An 18,652-nucleotide genomic window follows, 5' to 3' on the forward strand; every position below is an offset into this window, starting at 1 on the left:
GGCCGCGAGGTCGACCTGTTACCCTCGCCGCACCCGTGCCGACGCCCCTCCGCCTCACCCACGCGAGCCTGCACCGCTTCAAGGCGGCCTATGCGCTGGAAGGCGTCCCCCTGCGCCCGTTCAACGTGATCATCGGCCGCAACGGCGCCGGCAAGAGCACCCTGCTCGAGGGGCTGCAATGGATCGACGCCGCGATTCGCGGCACGGTCAACACCGCCTGCGACCGCTACAACGGCATCGCCGATCTCGTCAATCACCGCTACGCAAAGGGCGCTCGCGGCTTCGAGCTCCACACCCGACTGGAGTCCGCCGAGGGAGCGTTCGCCGACCATCATTGCAATGTCGTCGAAGTATTCGAAGACATCGCGACTGTCGGCTCCGAGCGGCTGCAGATCGGCCGACCCGGGAGCTCGCCGAGCGAAGTCCTATGGACCGAGAGGCACGAGCAGGACGTCCGCTTCTCCCCGCAGGGCAAGTTCGACCTCAGCGATCGTCTGGCGCTGTCGCGGATCGACGAGTTGATGGTCGATCCCCAGTTGCCCCTCCATGGCTCGGACATCGCCGAGTTCTGGAAGAACGCGGTCTTCTTGCGCCTCGAGCCGACCGACCTCGCGCAGGGCGGCATCCTCCGCCGACCCTCGCTCGCGCCGCTGCTCGACGAGCGCGGCGCGATGTTGCCGGCCCTCATCGACGAACTGGGCGAAGAAGGCCGCGAGGAGCTCGCCGACATGCTGCGGTCGGTGCTCCCCGACTTTCACGGCGTCGAGGTCTTTCGCGGCGGCGACAGCCGCAGCGGCAACTACGCGCTCCACGAGGACATCGTCTACCGCGGGCCCGCCGGCAAGAAGAGTTTTCGGATCCCCTCGTGGATGCTCTCCGAGGGCACCCGGCGCATGACCGCGATCTTCGCCCTGCTCGCCCATCGCCCTGGCCCCAGCCTCCTTTGCATCGAGGAGGTCGAGAACGGCCTCGACCCGATCTCCGTGCGCAAGGTCCTCGGCTACCTCAAGGAGGCCAGCCTGCGCGGCGTGCAGGTCCTCGTCACCACCCATTCGCCGTGGCTGCTCGACGACGTCGAAGTGGACGACGTCCTGGTCGTGCGCCGAGCCCTCGGCGACACCACGTACACCCGCCTCGCCGACGATCCTGCCAGTCAGCAAAGCGACCCGCGCGTCCGTCCTGGCGGGCGCTACCTCGACCTGCTCGAGTCCTGAACGCTCATGCGCATCGCGCTCTTCGTCGAGGGCAGCGCCCCGCTCGGCAGCAAGGACCACTGCGCCCGCCTGTGGAACGGCACGCTCCTGCCCGCGCTCGGCTGCGCCCCCGTCCAATTCATCGTCCCGATCGGCAAGGACGCCATCTCGCGGCTCCGTGGCCTCCGCACCAGCAGCTCCGCCCCCGGCCTCGACGCGAAGATCCAGGCACTCCTTCGCAATGAGAAGCTCGACCCCGACGTCGACGCCCTCGTGATCGCCTGGGACCTCGAGCCGATCGATCGAGGTCAGCGCCGCTGCGCCTGGGACGAGAAGATCGACCTCTATCGCAAGCTCTCGGAGTCGCCCTTGTTGAAGGGCACCGGTTGGGCCAGGGACGCCGCCCGGCGGGCCGCCGCGCTCGAGCGATTCCGTGGCCTGCCTCCCAGCGGCGCGAACCACAGCCGCGTCACCCCCGGCTCGGTCCTCGCATTGTGCATGCAGCCGATGTTCGAGGCGCTGCTCGCCCGCGACGGCCGGGCCCTGCGCCGCGCTCTCGGCCTCACGACCGATCCGGAGGGCTGGCCGAGCGGGTGGGGTCGGTCGGACCTCCGCGATCCGAGCGCCGAGCTGCTCGAACCAGCGATCGCCGCCCTGCGACGCATTCGCCCGCGCCCGCCGGTCCGCCGACAGATCCGCGAGACCTGGGCCAACGCCAAGGACGAATGGGGTGAGTACATCCTGCGGCAGCTGTTCGCCGATCCCGAGCAGGCCGCACAGCTCCTGGCGCACCCGATCGCCCGCCGGCTCTCGCACGTGCTGCCGCGCGCCTCGTGACAGCGGGCGAGGGACCGCCGAGGAGCTCGAGGCGCACGCACGCTCACGCCACCGCGTCCCTTGGTAGGCACGCTGCCGCGTCCGCTCGGGTTCGGTGACATTCGCGAAGCATCGGCCTCGTCGATGCCTCCACATCCGCGTCGCTCGCATCATCCTCCTCTCCTCGCTGAAGATGCTCCCCGCGCCCGCGGTCCGGCGGCACCCGGCTCCATTGCCCGCACTCTCCCTCAGCACATTCCGCGCTCGCGGACTCGCATCCATCCCCGGCGAAGCGACCTCTTGCGGCGCGAACTGCCAGGATTTCCCATTCGATGCGGATCAGTCCGCTCGCCGCCCTCCCTATTTTGACGGTCCGGGGAGAGTCTGCGCCCGCAGAATGCCCCCCCGGTGCCGCTTCTACGCACGTCCGGATCCGCATCAGAACAACGTTCAAGCGCCAAATCCTTGAGCTCCGGCTCCTGCGGACTGTGCGCACCACCCCAGATTCCCGCATTTCGCGCACCCTCCCGGACAGCTGTCCAGGAGAAAAGCGGGCGCAACCGGGCTCGGGTCTCGGCCCCCCAGATTGGCTCCTGAGCCCGCCAAACGCCGTTATCGGAGCGTTCTCCGGACCCTCGCGTCATTTCCGGGCCTGTTCGCGCTTCGTCACCTTACGATTTTTCATTGCTCGTCGTGCCCCTCTGGATCAGCCAAGGTGCATGCAGCCCCGCAACAAGACCCTCTACATGCTCTCCTTCGTGTTCGCCGCGGCCTGCTCGCGCACCTCTCCGGACACCAGTACGCCGGAGCCGGTCGTGGAACCTTCCCCGGCCGCGACTGCGCCGTCGGAGCGGAACACGGCCGATGACGAGATCTTCGGCGTCCTCGACACCATCAATGGTGAGGCGGTTGCCCACGGCGAATACATGAAGAAGTGGGCCAAGACCCAGAAGGTCAAGGAGTTCGCCGCCATGATGATCAACGACCACGAATTCGTGCGTGAGCGCGAAAAGAAGGTCCGCGACGCCCTCGACCTGCGCGCCACGACCAGCCGGCTCGCCAGCGACATCGAGCAGGATTCGAAGCAGAAGCTCGACACCATGGGCAAGATCGACAAGGGCGACTCGCTCGACAAGGCCTACATCGACATTCAGGTCGACGTGCACGCCACCTGGCTGTCCGCGCTCGACAACAAGCTCATCCCCTTCGCGCAGACCGACGAGCTGCGGGACGAGCTCGAGGAAGTGCGCAAGATCGTCGAGAGTCACTACAACCTCGCGGTCGACATGCGCAACAGCCTCAAGACCGGCAAGTGACGCCTGGCACCCCTGGCTTCTCGCTTGAACTACCGCCTCGCTTGAATTGACATCGCCACCGTCACGATCGCCTGGGCCCGCCGTTCGGCGCCCGGAGCCGGGCAGGATCCGCCACCTCGCCCCCGATACCGACCCATTAATGCTACCTCGAGCGACCCTTCGAGCCGCGGACGGACACTTCTTACGGTCCACGGCCCTCCCTGCGGATCCTGCCCGGCACTGAGAGGAGACCACCATGCTGCGCGACCTCGCCACCGAGAACACCAGGGTTCCGGCCCAGGACTCCGCCCATCGCCCGCTCACCGCGTATTTCCGCGACCTCGCCGAAGTCAACGTCATGACGAAGGACGAGGAGACCACCGCGGCCCTCAAGATCGCCGACCTGCGCAAGGGACTCTGGGTGGCGATCCTCAACTATCCCCCGTTCGTCGGCCCGATCTGCGCCCTCGTGCGCCAGCGCCTCGACGACGACACCTGCCCGGTCGACGCCCTCGACGCGCTCGAGACGACCTCGCGGACGCTGCGCGACCGCGACCTGCGCTGCCACCATGACGCCTTCCACGCCGCGCGCAACGACCTCGCCGTCGCCATGCTCGCGGCCGACGTCGACAACGAGCTCGCCGACGCGATCCTCGCCGACCTCGACAGCCTCGAGGGCGACCGCAAGGCCGCCGTCGCGCTCGCTGTCAACCCGCCCCGCCGCGGCAGCCTCCCCTTCGCCCGCTTCGCCGCCGACGTCCGCAAGCAGCACGCCGCGCTGATGGCCGCCAAGAACGCCTTCGTGCGCGCCAACCTGCGCCTCGTCGTCGCCCTCGCGCGTCGCTTCCACCGCGGCACCGTCCCTCTGCAGGACCTCATCCAGGAGGGCAACCTCGGCCTGATCAAGGCCGTCGACCGCTTCGACCCCGCCCGCGGCTGCCGCTTCTCGACCTACGGCTCGTGGTGGATCCGCCACGCCATCAGCCGCTCGATCGCCGACAAGGCCCGCAGCGTCCGCCTGCCGGTCCACATGGTCGACGCGTGCAACAAGGTCACCAGGGCCCGCCGCGAGTTCGAGGCCCGCGAGGGCCGCGAGCCCACCGACAAGGAGCTGTCGGTCGTCAGCGGCGTCAGCGTCGAGCGGATCGCCCGCATGGGTTGGTCGCTCATCGAGACCCCGCTGAGCCTCGCCCTGCCCGCCTCGCGCGACGGGGAGGCCAGCCTCGTCGACACCGTCGCCGACCCCGACCACGTCGCCCCGTCGGAGGTGCTCGACCGCGACCTCATGCACTCCCAGCTGCAGGAGGTGTTCGCCCAGCTCTCCCCGCTCGAGGCCGACATCCTGCGCAAGCGCGTCGGCCTCGACGGCGAGGACGAGATGACGCTCAAGGAGATCGGCGCCGGTTACTCGCTGTCGCGCGAGCGGATCCGTCAGCTCCAGGAGGGCGCGCTGGCCAAGCTGCGCGCCGAGTTCTCGCGCCGACAACTGATGTGACAAGGGCCGTCGGCGGCGCGGCGCGGACCCCAGGTCTTCCCGCTCGCCCGCTTCGCGAGGTCGATCTTCGCACCCAAACGGGCCGAGCTCCGCTGCTCGCCCGCGGAAACGATCTCCCGCTCGCGTCGCCGACCGGTCTGCCCCTCTCCCCCAAACCTCAGCGCGCTCCGACCCGGCCCCGCAGCCATGGCCCGGTCGGAGCGCGTCTCTCTTTCTCCCTCTTCTGAGATGAAGAGGAGCTGTCCCCCAGGACAGCTCTCCCTCTCCCCCACCTCACGCGCTCCGGTCGGCCCCCACACCCACGGCCGGCCGGAGCGCGCCTCCGTTCAAGCTCTGTCCCCCGATTCGCCCCGCACCCACGCCGGAGCGCGCCTCCGTTCAAAGCTCTGTCATCGACCTGTCTCTCGGGACATGCCATGCTCCAGCGCGCCGCTGGAGCACGGCAGCCAGCGGCTGCCGCGCACGCTCGCTTTCGCGGCTCCCGCTCCGGAATCACCTGTCCCTCGAGACATCCGGTGATTCCCGCGTGGCGAATCGCCACAGTCGCGATTCGCCACACATTCATACCTCCCCGGAATTCGCGCTGGGAGCTCCACGCAGGCGCCCCGCGGCCGCTTCGGCTACTTTCCGCCGCATGTCCCTCCCTCGTGCATCGCTCGCGTCGCTCGCCATCCTGCTCGTCCTCGTCTCACCCGCGTGCGGCGGCGACGGCGGCGACGCCACCGACAGCACCACCGACGACACCACCGCGGGCACCGACGACACCACCGCGAGCACCGACGACACCACCGCGGGAACCGGGCAGCCGACCACCGGCGAAGGCGACCCGAGCGGCGCGGCGATCGACGCCCCGGCCGAGACCTGGACGTGGGTCCCGTTCCCCGACGCCTATTGTGCCAATGGTGAAACCACCGGCATCGCCGTCAACCTCACCGGCCGCAGCGACCGCGTCGTCCTCTACCTCGAGGGCGGCGGCGCCTGCTGGGACGAGGCCACCTGCTACACCATGAACGCCAGCGCCCACGTCGCCGACGGCTACGGCGAGGCCGAGTTCGCCGCCGAGTTCGACCCGCAGCTGCCCAAGGTCGCCACCGCGCAGATCTTCGACCGCGACGACCCGATGAACCCGTTCCGCGACATGAGCTACGTCTACGTCCCGTACTGCACCGGTGACATGCACGGCGGCGACAACGTCGTCACCTACGGCGAGCGCACCACCATGCACGTCGGCGGCGCCAACCTGCGCGCCTACCTCGAGCGGATCGTCCCGACCTTCGCCGACGCCGGGCGGGCCTACCTCGTCGGCGCCAGCGCCGGCGGCTACGGCTCGACCTTCCACTGGTGGCGCGTGCAGGCGGCCTTCGGCGACGTGCGCGTCGACCTCGTCGACGACTCCGGCCCCCCGCTCGACCCGCCCTACCTGGCCAAGGAGCTGTCCGACACCTGGCGCACCCAGTGGAACCTCGCCGCCTCGATGCCGCCCGACTGCCCCGAATGCCGCGAGACCTTCGGCGCGCTCTACGATTATTACGGGGCCCATCACACCACCCAGCGCTGGGCCTTGCTCTCGTACACCCGCGACTGGATCGTGCCGATCTACTTCGGCTTCGATCTCGACGAGTTCCCGCAAGCGATCGCCGAGATCGTGCAATCCCGCGTCGCCCCCCACGAGCACGCCCGCTATTTCCTGGTCGACGCCGTCGGCCACGTCCTGCTCACGGCCCCGTTCCCGCTGCTCAGCGCCGGCGTCGACCTCCAGGCCTGGCTCGGCCAGATGGTCGCCGACGACCCCGCCTGGGCCAGCGTCGACCCGTGACCGGCGGAGGATCCGGGCCCCCCAATCATGGCACTCGGATCCGCGCCGACGATTCTCGGCGAGTGCGCGACGGCTCGATCCGCCGCGCCTCGATCGAGGTCATCCTTCGCCTCGCCCCGCCGGCGAAGCGGAAGTCACGCCAGGGCGAGTCGCGCCTCCAGGACCACGAATCACCGCAGCTCGCTCCTCTCGTCATTCCTCGCGCGGCGTCGTCGTCCAGCGTGAGCGCATCTCCGAGCGGGTCGCCGGCCCGAGCTTGCCTGGTGCGATCGACCACATCAGCCGCGGCTCGCCGAACGGCAATGGGTCGACCGCCGTGTTCCACGTGCGCCAGCCCTTCCCGTACGTCTCGCGCAGCTCGCCCATCAGCTCTGCGTGGGCCGCCCCCGTCAGCCCTGGCGCCACCAGCACCCCGCTGTCGACCTCCCCCGCGTGCGCGTGCCAGTACTGGCGCTCGATCGCCGGCAGCGTCGCGTACAGCCGCGGCGAGATCACGTACTCCACCCCCGTCAGGTGCGCCCCCGCGTCGGTCCCGTCGAACAGCACGCACTGGCTGAATTCCGCGTTGTGCTGGCCGCAGAAGAACAGCGCCCGGTCCGGCAGGCCCTCCTCGGTCGTCTCGCGCTTGGCCCGCGTGTAGCCGTCGAGGACCAGCAGCTGCTGCTCGATCGCCGTCCGATCTTGCGGCCCCAGCGTCCCGCCCTCGAGCGCGCGGATCGTCGCCGAGCGGGCGGCCTCGTCGCGGCGCGCCGGCCCGTCCCCGGCCGCGCCGCCGCCCTTCACGGCCGACCCGGCCGGCCCGCCGCGGCCGTGGCAGCCCGCCAGCCCGAGCAGCGCGCACAGCGGCAGCCGGGCGCGGGCCGGGAGCGCCCCTCGCATGTCGTGGCCATGGCCCCGGCTGCGCTTGCGCGCCAGCGGCCGGGCCGTCGCCGGCCGCTCGCCGGCACCTCGGGACATGTCCTTCAGGACATCTTGCTGCGATTGCGGTCATCGCCGCGCCCGCCCCGGCCCCGGGCGCGCTGGCACGGGCGCGAACGGGCCGGTCCGGCGCGCTTCGGCTATCCTGCCGGCCATGCCCGACCCTGGCGACGCCCCGGACGACGCCTCGCGCGCGGCCCAGAGCATCGCCGCGCGCGAGGTCCGGCGGATCAAGGCCGCGGCGCACGCCAAGCTGTTCGGGCGCGACGCCGCCGCCCCGCCGGCCCAGCCGCACCGGATCGCCCGCTACGCGGTCCTGCAGTCGCTCGGCGTCGGCGGCATGGGCGAGGTCTACCTCGCCTACGACGACAAGCTCGCGCGCGACGTCGCCATCAAGCTGGTCCGGCTCGACCGCGGCGGCGGGCTCGAGCGGGCCTCCTCGCGGCTCCTCCGCGAGGCCCAGGCCCTGGCCCAGCTGTCGCACCCCAACGTCGTCCAAGTCTACGAGACCGGCAACTTCGAGGGTCGGGTCTTCATCGCCATGGAGTTCGTCCGCGGCGTGCACATGCGGCGATGGCTCGAGACCGCCCCGCGGACCTGGCGGCAGGTGCTCGACGCCTATCTCCAGGCCGGCGAGGGCCTCGCCGCCGCCCACCGCCGCGCCATGGTCCACCGCGACTTCAAGCCCGAGAACGTGCTCGTCGGCGACGACGGCCGGGTCCGCGTCGTCGATTTCGGCCTCGTCCGCAGCGCCCCCGACCCTGACGCCCCCGCCGACGTCCCCGACAACGTCAGCGCCGACGACCTCGAGCGCAGCTCGCGGTTGACCCAGAGCGGCGCGCTCATGGGCACCCCCTCGTACATGTCCCCGGAGCAGTTCCAGGGCCTCAAGGCGACCGAAAAGAGCGACCAGTTCGCCTTCTGCGTCGCCCTCTACCGCGGCCTCTACGGCTGGCACCCGTTCGCCTCCGAGACCCGCGCCGAGCTCAAGCGGCGCGTCATGACCGGCCAGATCGCCGCCCCCCCGCGCGACGCCAAGGTCCCGCCGGGCATCTACACCGTGCTCGTGCGCGGCCTGCACGCCGACCCCGCCCAGCGCTACCCCTCGATGGAGGCGCTGCTGGCGGCCCTGGTCGCCCCGCCGCGGCGGCGCCGGGTCGGCCTGATCCTCGCCGCCGGCCTCGCCGGCCTGTGCGCCGTCATCGTCGCCGCCGCCAGTCCGCGCGTCGACCACGCCTGCGAGTGGGCCGCCGCCGCCGAGCTGCCCGCGCCGGGCACCAGCCTCGCCGGCGCCTTCGACGGCATCGACCTGCCGTTCGCCGCCGCCACCGCCGCGCGCGCCGGCGCCCAGCTCGACCGCTACGCCGCCGACCTCGGGCGGGCCCGCGCCGCCGCCTGCTCGGGCCCGCTCGCCGCCGAGCCGCTGCGCGAGCGCCACCGCGCCTGCCTCGACCGCCGCACCCGCGACCTCGCGGTCGTCACCGGCGCCCTCGCGCGCCTGCGCCCCAGCCAGCTCGGCGACGCCGAGCGCTTGGCCGAGTCGCTGCCCGCCATCGCCCCCTGCTTCGACCCCGGCAACCTCGTCGGCCCCGGCCCCCCCGCCCCCGACCTCGCCGCCGCCCTCGACGAGGCCCGCGTCTCGGCCCTCGCCGGCCGCCCCAGCGACGCCGCCCGCCAGGTCGAGCGCGTCCTCAAGGAGGTCGGCGGCGACCCGCTGCGCGCCGAGGCGGCCGCCCTGCTCGGCCACGTCTCGTGCGCCCGCGGCCTCGCCCAGCAGGGCCGCGACCAGCTCGGGTCCGCGCTCCAGCTCGCCATCACCCACCGCGACGACGACCTCGTCGCCGACGTCCAGCGCTACCTCGCCGAATGCACCGGCGACGAGGTCGTGGCCCGCCTCGCCGGCGCCACCGCCGAGCGCCTGCGCGACCCCAGGCGCCTCACCGAGGTCGCCCTGCTGCGCGCCGAGCTGCTGGCCGCCCAGGGCGACCCGACCAGCGCCCAGATGCTCCTGCGCGACACCCTCGGCCGCGCCGACGACCGCCCCGCCACCGCCGCCCGCGTCGAGATGCTGCGCGGCCGCATGCTCGCGCTCCAGGGCGGCAACCACGAGGCCCGCGCCCACCTCGACCAGGCCCTCGCCCTGCTCGCCGGCCTCCCGCGCCACCCCGCCGTCGCCGACGTGCTCGAGGAGCGCGCCCGCCTCCACCTCCGCCTCGGCGAAAAAGCCGACGCCCGCCTCCGCTTCGGCGAAGCCCTGGCGATCCGCGCCGCCCTGCCCGGCCAGGACGCCGCCCTCGCCCGCCTCCACCTCGCCCTCGCCGACCTCGCCGCCGCCGCCGCCGAGCGCAGCCGGGCCCACCGCCACTACGCCGACGCCGTCACCCACGCCAACCGCCTGCCCGACCTGCTGCCCGGCCAGGAGTTCACCCGCGCCAAGCTGGCGCGCGATACGGCCACCGGCAAGCCCCAGCCGGGTGAATGGCCGCCGCGCCTGCCGTGAGCGCGCGATACGGCCACCGGCAAGCCCCTGCCGGGCGCCTGGCCGCCGCGCCTGCCGTGAGCGCGCGATACGGCCACCGGCAAGCCCCTGCCGGTGAATGGCCGCCGCGCCTGCCGTGAACCTTCGACATGTCCGAACGGACATGTCCGAAGATTCCGCCCCGCCACGCCGCGCGAATGCCGTCCGCGCCCGCCCACAGCGCCTCAGGCCGCCGCCGCAGCAGCCGTCCTCCGCCTGATTCACGCAGCGTGCGCGCGAGGCCACGCGTCCTCGGTCGACCCCCGATGCGTCTCACCGCAATGCGTGTTCGTCGCCGCCGATCTTCCGCGGTATGGTCCGCCGATGCATCGCGGAATCATTACCCTTGCCATCGTGCTCACGGCCGCCTGCGGCCCCGGAAAATCCGACGACACCGAGACGGGCGAGCCCACCACCGCCGCCACCACCGAGACGGACCCGCCGACCACCGGCACCACCACGAGCACGGGCGATCCGCCCACCGGCACCACCGATACGACCACCACCGGCACCGCCGGCTCGAGCACGACCTCGGAGCCGGGCACCAGCATCGGGACCACCGGCGACTCCGAAGATTTCGACCAACTCGGCGCCTGCGCCGTGCCCATGGTGTGCGAGGAGTTCTTCCACGGCGACGGCGAGGCTCAGGGCCACTGGGACGGGCCCGAGGGCTTCCTCGACATCGAGCGCTGCATCCTCACCGGCCTGCGCGACGCCACCCCGGGCCGCTACGTCTACGGCATCAACACCCAGGTCGCCAACGGCGGCTCGCTGGACAAGGCCAACATCATCGTCCACGCCGATCGCACCGTCACCTTCGCCGAGCACTTCTCGGGCAGCTTCTTCGACAGCGACACCGACAGCAGCACCGAGGTGTTCACCCCGGCCCAGACCTGTACGATCGTCGACGCCGCGTTCTTCGACAATTGCTTCGAGAACCACGACGATTGGTCGCACTACGCCGAATGCATGAAGATCGAGAAGTGGTGGACCGACTGCGTCGCCATGGGCCCCCGCTGCGAATAACCGCGCCGCCGCCTCGAGTCCTCGTCGATGCCTCGCGCCTGAACGCGAGGACATGTCCATTCAAACATACGCACAGGCGCCGGTGTCGTGCCCGCGAACGCGAGCCCATGGGCCGGCTTCGGCCGACCGAATCATGAGACTCGCTTCCTGCCCGTTCGAGCGACGCATTCCAGCCGTCCGCGCCGGCGATCGGATGCGGGTGCTCGTGGATCGCCCCACCCGGTGATCCGCGAGCCCTGCGCGACCCAGTCCTCAAAGGCAGACAGACCCCGCCGAATCCCCCGAACACGCCCGAATGGCGCCTCCCCGCGGCCCCGGCCCCGCCGCAACCAGCCCCTCGCCACCGCAGCCTCCACACCTCATCTCGCCGTTGCGATCGCCCCCCGGGGGATGGTGTATCGTGCGCCCGAGGTGCCCTTCCTCGAAGCAAGACCGCGCGGCCGCCCGGACCCTTTGTGGCGCGCCGCGCTGGCTGGCCTGCTCGCGGCCCTGCTCGCCCTCCCGACCGCCTCCGCCGCCCCTGCCGCCGCCCCGGACCCTGCCGCTGTCGACGCCGGCTTTCGCAGCGGCCAGGACGCCTTTGATCGCCGCGACTACCCGGCGGCCGCGCGCACCTGGACCCGCACCGCCGACCTGTTGCCCGAGACCGCCGAGCACCGGGACAACCGCGCCGGCATCTACGAGTACATCGTCGACGCTTACCAGCGAGCCCTGGCCCAGGACCCCTCGCCGCCGCTGCTCGAGGAGGCGCTCGCCGTCCTCGACGCCTACGCTGACGCCCACGCGGCCGCCCATCCCGGCCTCGAGCTGCCCGCCCCGGTCGCCGAGGCCCGGCGATCGCTGCGGGCCCGGCTCGCCGAGCTCCAGCCCGCCCCCGCCCCGGTCGAGCCCGAACGCCCCGCCCCCGCACCCCCCGTCCGACCCGACCCGCCGAAGCCCTGGAAGGGCCTCGTGATCGGCGGTGGCGTGGCTCTCGGCGCCGGCGTGGCGATGCTGGCGATGTTCGGGGCCGGCCTCACGCGGCTGCGCGCCCACGAGGACGATTTCGAGTCGCCCTCGCGGACTTGTGACACCGGAGCGCTCGTCGGCGAGTGCGCGGAGATCCACGCCCGTGGCAAGTCCGCCGACGCCCTCGCCACCGCCGGCCTCTACGCCGCCCCCGTGCTGCTCGGTGCCGGCGTCGCGCTGCTCGTCGTCGGCTTGCGGCGCCGGTCCGCCGCCCAGCGCTTCGCGCCGACCCTCGGCCGGTCGTCGATCGGGGCGACCTGGACGCTCCAATTCTGAATCGGACCAGGCGGGACCTTCGATGCCAATTCGCGCGCGATTCACCCCTGCCCTGGCCACGCTCGCCACCTCGGCCTGTTTCTTCAATCCCGGCAGTCCGTACGCCAACGGCACCACCGGCGATATCGACACCACGAACGTCGCCACCACCGCTCCCACCTCGACCTCCGGGGTGGCCCCGAATTGCGGCGACCTCGTCCTCGATCCCGGCGAAGAGTGCGACGACGGTCAGGCCGGCAACGGCGCCTGCACCCCCGATTGCAAGGACAACGTCTGCGGTGACGGCTGGCTCGGCCCCGGTGAGCTCTGCGACGACGACACCGCGACCTGCATCGATTGCCAGCGCGTCGTCTGCTCCGACGGCGTCGTCGCCGGCGACGAGCAGTGCGACGACGGCAACGGCAGCAACAGCGACGCCTGCACCAACGCCTGCAAGAACGCCACCTGCGGCGACGGCTTCCTGCACGAGGGGACCGAGCAGTGCGACGACGGCAACCCCAGCGACGCCGACGGCTGCATCGACTGCCATGAGGCCGTGTGCGGCGACGGCGTCGTGTGGCAGGACGTCGAGGGCTGCGACGACGGCAACCAGGTCAACGACGACGCCTGCTCCAACAATTGCGCCCTGGCCTCCTGCGGCGACGGCATCGTCGGCCCCGGCGAGGCCTGCGACGACGGCAACGACAGCGACGCCGACGCCTGCCTCAACACCTGCAAGGACGCCTTCTGCGGCGACGGCTTCGTCCTCGTCGGCGTCGAGGCCTGCGACGACGGCAACCAGCTCGACAACGACGCCTGCCTCGCCAATTGCGTGATCGCCTCCTGCGGCGACGGCCACGTCCACGACGGCGTCGAGGCCTGCGACGACGGCAACGCCACAGACGGCGACCTCTGCTCCAACGCCTGCGCTGCCAACCCCAAGCGCGTGTTCGTCAGCAGCAAGATGTACACCGGCGCCCTCGGCGGGGTCACCGGCGCCGATACGAAGTGCAAGTCGATGGCACAGGCCGCCGGCCTCGGCGGCAACTGGAAGGCCTGGATCTCCGGTGCCGACGACAGCAGCGCCCCCGCCGCGCGCTTCACCCGGTCGATCGGCGGCTACTTCTTGCCGAACGGGACCCAAGTCGCCAACAACTGGGACGACCTCGTCGACGGCCTCCTGCAGGCGAAGATCGGCCAGCACGAGCCCGGCGCCAACGTCCAAGGAGTGGGCCACACCGTGGTCCACACCAACACCAAAGCCGACGGCACGCGGACCGGCGACGCTCATTGCGCCGGCTGGACCAGCGATTCGGCCGACCTCTCGACCGCCCGTGGTTCGATGGCCCACGCGAACGTGCGCTGGACCGAAGACGACGTCCACTACTGCAGCATCGCGGCGCGCATCTACTGTTTCGAGCAGTAGGACACGGACTTTGCCAACCACCTGATCGCGCTCGCCTTTCGCCCCAAGTCCGCGTCCTGGCACAGAAATTCTGCTGACACTTGAGAGCCCGCGAGTCCCCAGGACTCGCGGGCTTCGACCTGTGTCTTGGAGAGCTGGTGGAGACGCTCCAGGTCCGCGCGACGGCGATCGCCTCGGCGCGCGTCTCGGGGTCGAGCCAGACCGGCGAGGCCGTAGCCGGCTTCCTCGGCGAATCAGGCGACCACGAAGGCGGCGAGGTCGGCGAGCGTCGCACCGGTGGCGTGCCCGGCCGCTGACAGGGCCTCGGGGGCGACGTCCAGGCGATTGAGCCAGAACGTCGGGAAGCCGAACCACGCGGCCCCGGCGGCGTCCCAGCCGCCGAACGCGGCGAATACGATCTGCTCGCGCGCGAGGCCGAGTGCGGCCGGCCCCAGCGCGTACGCCCGCGGGCTCGGCTTGAAGGTCCGAGCGCGGTGGGTGCTGATGTGCGCGTCGAACAGGTCGGCGAGCCCCGCGTGCTCGAGCAGCCGCGCGAGCATCGACGGCGAATAGTTGGCAAGCGGGGCCAGGCGCAGGCCGTCGCGCCGCCACGCCTCGAGAGCGGCGCGGGTGTCGGGCCACGGCGTGAGCTCGGAATACGCGGCCACGAGCCGGCGCCGGTCGGCGGCGGACAGGCTCAAGCCGCGCGCGCCGGCGGCGTAGTCGAGGGCTTCGCCGGTGACGATCTCGAAGTCCTGGTACTGCCCGGCGGTGGCGCGCAGCCATGCATATTCGAACTGGCGGACGCGCCATTCACGGCATAGATCGGCGGCCTCACCGGGAGCGACGGCCTCGGCGACCCACTCGACGCCACGCGGATCGAAGAGAGTGAACAGGTCGAAACAGATCCCACGGATGGTGGCGCGCCCGCTCGGGGGCGGCTGTGGGCCGCTGGCGGCCGGTCTGGGCCTGCACGCGCCGAGCAGCCCGCCGGCGCCCGCGACCAACTGAAGGAATCGGCGGCGAGACATACGACGAGGATCGCGGGTCCGGGCGCCGCTGTCGATTGGCGATCGGCGTACCGCGTCTATGCATCTTTGTATGGGCCGCGTATGCTGGCGCGCAGTGCTCGACTGGGACGACCTGCGCTTCTCCGCACCCCGCAAAGCACGGCCCGAAGCACCACGGCCCGCACCCGCACGACCCCGGCCCTGCCCGCCCCGGCCCGCGATAGAGGCGCGCGCCGCCTCCGCCCTGCAACTCCGGGCGACAGGTGCGAGCGCCGACGGCGACCACCGCAGCCGTCGCGGGCTCATTCGCCGCCTATTCGTCGACGAACTCGACGAGTTGGAGGTCCGCCGAGACGCGCGGCCACTTCGTGCTCACGCTTCGAGCGCTGCCGCTCGAGACGAGGATGCGCTCGAGGTAGACCTCGATGTCGACGCGACCGAAGTCGAGGTTGGCGAAGTAGTCGTCGACCGGCACGATGAAGAGCTCGCCCCTGGCCCGATCCACACGGAGCGCCGTGCTGTGATAGGAGTGGAACGCGTCGAAGAGGAGCGTGTCGGCGTCGAAGTTGCCGCACGTCTCCGTCCAATCGGTGAAGAAGACAGTCTCGATGTCGGGGATGCAGATGACCCCGACGAGGAACGGCGCCCCGTCGGTGGGCCGCGGCGCCTCGTGGATCGCCGCCCAGAAGTCGCCGCCTTCGTCGGCCGCCTCGTGCCAGGCGAGCGGCACGCGGCTCTCGACGGCGAGCGGCACCGTCGGGTCGTGGATGCCGTCGGCGAAGCCGCCGCGCGACGAGTGGAACGCGAGCGACAGGCCGTTCATCTGCTGATAGAAGCTCCGCAAGGCCGCCGGGAGGGCGAACCCCAGCTTGGCCTCGACGCGCGCGAGCTGCTCGTCCGTCGCGCCGGGCGGCGTCGCCAGACGAAGGATGCGGAGCCCGTTCTCTCGCGCGCCGGCGAGGCTCGCCTCGAGCCGCGCGCGGTAGTCGACGAGCGGCGGGCCGAGCAGCTCGCGCACGTCGGCCTCGGCGACGACCCGTGCCCCGCGAGCGCGGGCTCGCTCGGCCATGTCCGACGACGCTTCTCGCACGACGACGAGGGTCTCCGCGTCGACGGGGACGGCGTCCGTCAGCCAGCTCTCGCTGACGAACGCTCCACGGCTCTCGAACAGATAACCGAGCTCGCGGGACGTACCGACGCTCGTGAGGCCAGGCTGCAGGATGACGTTGACATGGCGGAGGGGCTGGATGGTCATGAGCGGTCTCGTTCTTCAGGTGGCCGGCGCGCGCCCGCCCCTCGTCGAGCGTGACGAGGGCTCGGCGGGCCTTCAGGTGACGCGCGGGCGCGCAACCATGACACCGGAGCGTGCGGGCGTGTAGAGGAGGGGTCGCAGGCGCGATTGGGATGAAAGACGAGGGCGGAGCGTCTTCGCATGCTCTCGCATCCATGCGATTCATCCTCGCGCGCATGCGAGGCTGAGATCGGCACGAGCGCCGCTGGTCTGCGCGACGCCGACGTCCGCGGTGCCGCAGGCGCGCCCCCGCACGCGATCAGGCTGGCGACGCGCTCCAGCGCGACCGGACCGAGCTCGCGGTCGTACGTCGCGCTGAGCCGTGCGGAGTCGAGGTCGAGCGGGACCCACCGCTGCGAAGTCCCTCGCGGACGCCATGAGACCCGCGCCTGATGAGCGGCACGAACCTGCCGGCGAGATGTGGAGGATCTGTGGAGGATCGTCGACATGCACGCGCGCGCGGCCTCCGGGTCGGCGATGACCCCACCGCTTCGTGATAGCGTCGGACCCGGAGGAGCAATTGATGGCGCGACATCCCAACATCCTGCTTATCATGACCGACGAGGAGCGTTACCCGCCTTGCTACGAGAGCGACGCGCTGCGGGCATTCCGGCGTGAACAGCTCCCCGGCCAGGCGGCCCTGCGGGCCCGCGCCACCGAGTTCCACCGCCATTACGCGGCCTCCGTCGCCTGCGCGCCGAGCCGGGCCAGCCTGTTCACCGGCCATTACCCCACCCTCCACGGCGTCCGCGCCACCGACGGCGCCGCCAAGGCCGCCCGCGATCCCGACGTGTATTGGCTCGACCCGAACACCGTCCCGACCATGGGTCATTACTTCCGCGCCGCCGGCTATCGCACCTACTACCGCGGCAAATGGCACGTCTCGCACGCCGACCTCGTCACCCCTGACACCCATGCATCGCTGGCGAGCAGCGACGACGGCGGCGTCCCGCTCGTCGAGACCACCGCCCTCTACGCCGCCAGCGAGCGGCTCGCCCCGCACGGCTTCTCCGGGTGGATCGGCCCCGACCCGCACGGCCCCGCGCAATCCAACTGCGGCCTCCTGCGCGACCCGCTGTTCGGCGACCAGATAGAGCAGACGTTCGACGCGCTCGAGGCCGGGGACGACGCCGCCCCGTGGCTCGCCGTGGCCTCCTTCGTCAACCCGCACGACATCGTCCTGTTCGGGCTGCTGTGGCGCTCGTGGGGCTACGACCTGTTCGACGACAGCGTGCCCGAGATCGACGCGCCGCCGACCCAGGACGAGTCGCTGCGGACCAAGCCGAGCTGTCAGGCCGACTTCATCGACAAGTACCGCAAGATCTTCATCGCCCAGCCGCAGACCGCGAATTATCGTCGGTTCTATTATTATTTGCACAAGCTCGTCGACGCCCAGGTAAACCGCGTGCTGCAGCGCCTGGCCGCCTCGCGCTTCGCCGATGACACCGTCATCGTCTACACCTCCGACCACGGCGACATGCTCGGCGCCCACGGCGGCATGCATCAGAAGTGGCACAACGTCTACGACGAGAGCTGGCGCGTCCCGCTGCTGGTCGCCGGGCCCGGCATCCCGGCCGGACGGCGCGTCGATCGCCCCACGTCGCACGTCGACCTGCTGCCGACCCTGCTCGGCCTCGCCGGGCTCGACGCCGCCGCGCTGTCCGCCGACCTGGCGCGCACCCACAGCGAGGCGCTGCCGCTGCCCGGCCGCGACCTGTCGCCGCTGCTGCGCGGCGGCGCCGGCGAGGACGCGCCGATCTATCTCATGACCGAGGACGAAGTGTCCGAAGGCCTCGACCAGACCTCGACCGTCGGGCTCGCCTACGACGCCGTCGAGGAGCCGGCCAAGGTCGAAGCCGTGCTCACCCGCCTCGACCCCGACGGTCCGCTCTACAAGTACGCCCGCTACTACGAGCAGTCACAGATCGGCGTAGACGGCCCGCCGCGGCGTCAGCGCGAGGAGTTCGAGCTCTACGACCTGGACGCCGATCCGACCGAGCTCGTCAACCTCGCGCACCGCAAACACGACGATCACCGCACCCGCGCGACGCAGGCGCGGCTGGCGGCGCTGCTCGACGAGGTCCGGGCGCAGAAGGCCCTGCACCCGCGCCGACGCGGCTAAGTGAACCACGCGAGCCGTTTCACGCGGCCCTCGGGGGTCCGGGAGACGACTCGCGTCTTTCGTCCCGCGCGCGCCCCGAGCAGCCGCCTTGCCCGCGGGATGGCGAGCGCGCGGCGCTCCTGTTCTCGCGCCGGCTGCGGACCCGCGCGACCTGGCGGCCTGGCGCTCACCGTGCATGCACTGCGACGGCGAGTGCGGACAGTCGAGGGCGCTTCAATGTTGCGCGCGCGTCGACCCGCGCCATGGTGACGGGACAGCGCCTGTCGCCACGACCTCTTTCATGTTCGCCACCGGTACCGAGGATAGTTGCCCGACGGTCGGCGGCCGCAGGGTCGACGAGACGGCGAAGCGCGGCATTACGACCTCTGGCGGCGCGGCTTTGATCTCGTGGACAAGTGGGAGCTCCGTGCCGTTCGCGCTCGTGGGCGGCGTGGCAGGCGCGCGGTGGACCGGCGGTGCGTTCGACGGAGCCGTGCCGTGAGCC

Annotated in this window: 13 protein-coding genes; 10 read left to right on the forward strand and 3 right to left on the reverse strand. The window is 71.6% G+C overall.

What is annotated here, in order from left to right:
- Positions 1 to 35: 35 nt before the first annotated feature.
- From POL25_RS28240 to POL25_RS28260, 5 genes are all read left to right on the forward strand, one after another.
- On the forward strand, positions 36 to 1,214 hold the full coding sequence (locus POL25_RS28240; protein ID WP_272089334.1) for an AAA family ATPase: 1,179 nt from the start codon (positions 36 to 38) through the stop codon (positions 1,212 to 1,214).
- Positions 1,215 to 1,220: 6 nt separating this feature from the next.
- Complete coding sequence (locus POL25_RS28245) at positions 1,221 to 2,030, forward strand: hypothetical protein (protein ID WP_272089335.1); 810 nt, start codon at positions 1,221 to 1,223, stop codon at positions 2,028 to 2,030.
- 698 nt (positions 2,031 to 2,728) lie between these two features.
- Positions 2,729 to 3,325, forward strand: coding sequence for a DUF4142 domain-containing protein (locus POL25_RS28250; RefSeq protein WP_272089336.1), 597 nt, complete (start codon positions 2,729 to 2,731; stop codon positions 3,323 to 3,325).
- Positions 3,326 to 3,560: 235 nt separating this feature from the next.
- Positions 3,561 to 4,799 carry a sigma-70 family RNA polymerase sigma factor gene (locus POL25_RS28255; protein WP_272089337.1) on the forward strand — a complete coding sequence of 413 codons (1,239 nt, stop codon included), beginning with the start codon at positions 3,561 to 3,563 and terminating at the stop codon, positions 4,797 to 4,799.
- A gap of 634 nt (positions 4,800 to 5,433) precedes the next feature.
- On the forward strand, positions 5,434 to 6,615 hold the full coding sequence (locus POL25_RS28260; RefSeq protein WP_272089338.1) for a pectin acetylesterase-family hydrolase: 1,182 nt from the start codon (positions 5,434 to 5,436) through the stop codon (positions 6,613 to 6,615).
- Between the two features lie 192 nt (positions 6,616 to 6,807).
- Here the strand turns inward: POL25_RS28260 and POL25_RS28265 are convergent, their stop codons facing one another.
- Positions 6,808 to 7,572: a DUF1264 domain-containing protein gene (locus POL25_RS28265; RefSeq protein WP_272089339.1), complete on the reverse strand. Its 765-nt coding sequence runs from the start codon at positions 7,570 to 7,572 to the stop codon at positions 6,808 to 6,810.
- Between the two features lie 115 nt (positions 7,573 to 7,687).
- Between POL25_RS28265 and POL25_RS28270 the strand changes: the two genes are divergently transcribed.
- The 4 genes from POL25_RS28270 (at position 7,688) to POL25_RS28285 (ending at position 13,766) form a co-directional block, all read left to right on the forward strand.
- Positions 7,688 to 10,033, forward strand: coding sequence for a serine/threonine-protein kinase (locus POL25_RS28270; RefSeq protein ID WP_272089340.1), 2,346 nt, complete (start codon positions 7,688 to 7,690; stop codon positions 10,031 to 10,033).
- Positions 10,034 to 10,375: 342 nt separating this feature from the next.
- Positions 10,376 to 11,077: a hypothetical protein gene (locus tag POL25_RS28275; protein WP_272089341.1), complete on the forward strand. Its 702-nt coding sequence runs from the start codon at positions 10,376 to 10,378 to the stop codon at positions 11,075 to 11,077.
- A gap of 411 nt (positions 11,078 to 11,488) precedes the next feature.
- Positions 11,489 to 12,361, forward strand: a complete 873-nt coding sequence (locus POL25_RS28280) for a hypothetical protein (RefSeq protein ID WP_272089342.1) — start codon at positions 11,489 to 11,491, stop codon at positions 12,359 to 12,361.
- A 22-nt stretch (positions 12,362 to 12,383) separates the two neighbouring features.
- On the forward strand, positions 12,384 to 13,766 hold the full coding sequence (locus POL25_RS28285; RefSeq protein ID WP_272089343.1) for a DUF4215 domain-containing protein: 1,383 nt from the start codon (positions 12,384 to 12,386) through the stop codon (positions 13,764 to 13,766).
- A gap of 233 nt (positions 13,767 to 13,999) precedes the next feature.
- Here POL25_RS28285 and POL25_RS28290 read toward each other — a convergent pair whose 3' ends face one another.
- Together POL25_RS28290 and POL25_RS28295 are read right to left on the reverse strand one after the other, a co-directional pair.
- A complete protein-coding gene (locus POL25_RS28290; protein WP_272089344.1) occupies positions 14,000 to 14,776 on the reverse strand; it encodes a haloacid dehalogenase type II in 777 nt (258 codons plus the stop codon).
- A gap of 292 nt (positions 14,777 to 15,068) precedes the next feature.
- Complete coding sequence (locus POL25_RS28295) at positions 15,069 to 16,010, reverse strand: SMI1/KNR4 family protein (RefSeq protein ID WP_272089345.1); 942 nt, start codon at positions 16,008 to 16,010, stop codon at positions 15,069 to 15,071.
- 559 nt (positions 16,011 to 16,569) lie between these two features.
- On the opposite strand from POL25_RS28295, the gene POL25_RS28300 reads away from it, so the two are divergent.
- On the forward strand, positions 16,570 to 18,168 hold the full coding sequence (locus tag POL25_RS28300) for a sulfatase-like hydrolase/transferase (RefSeq protein ID WP_272089346.1): 1,599 nt from the start codon (positions 16,570 to 16,572) through the stop codon (positions 18,166 to 18,168).
- The last annotated feature ends 484 nt before the right edge of the window (positions 18,169 to 18,652 follow it).

The organism is Nannocystis bainbridge (assembly GCF_028368995.1).
GTDB classification, from domain to species: domain Bacteria; phylum Myxococcota_A; class Polyangia; order Nannocystales; family Nannocystaceae; genus Nannocystis; species Nannocystis bainbridge.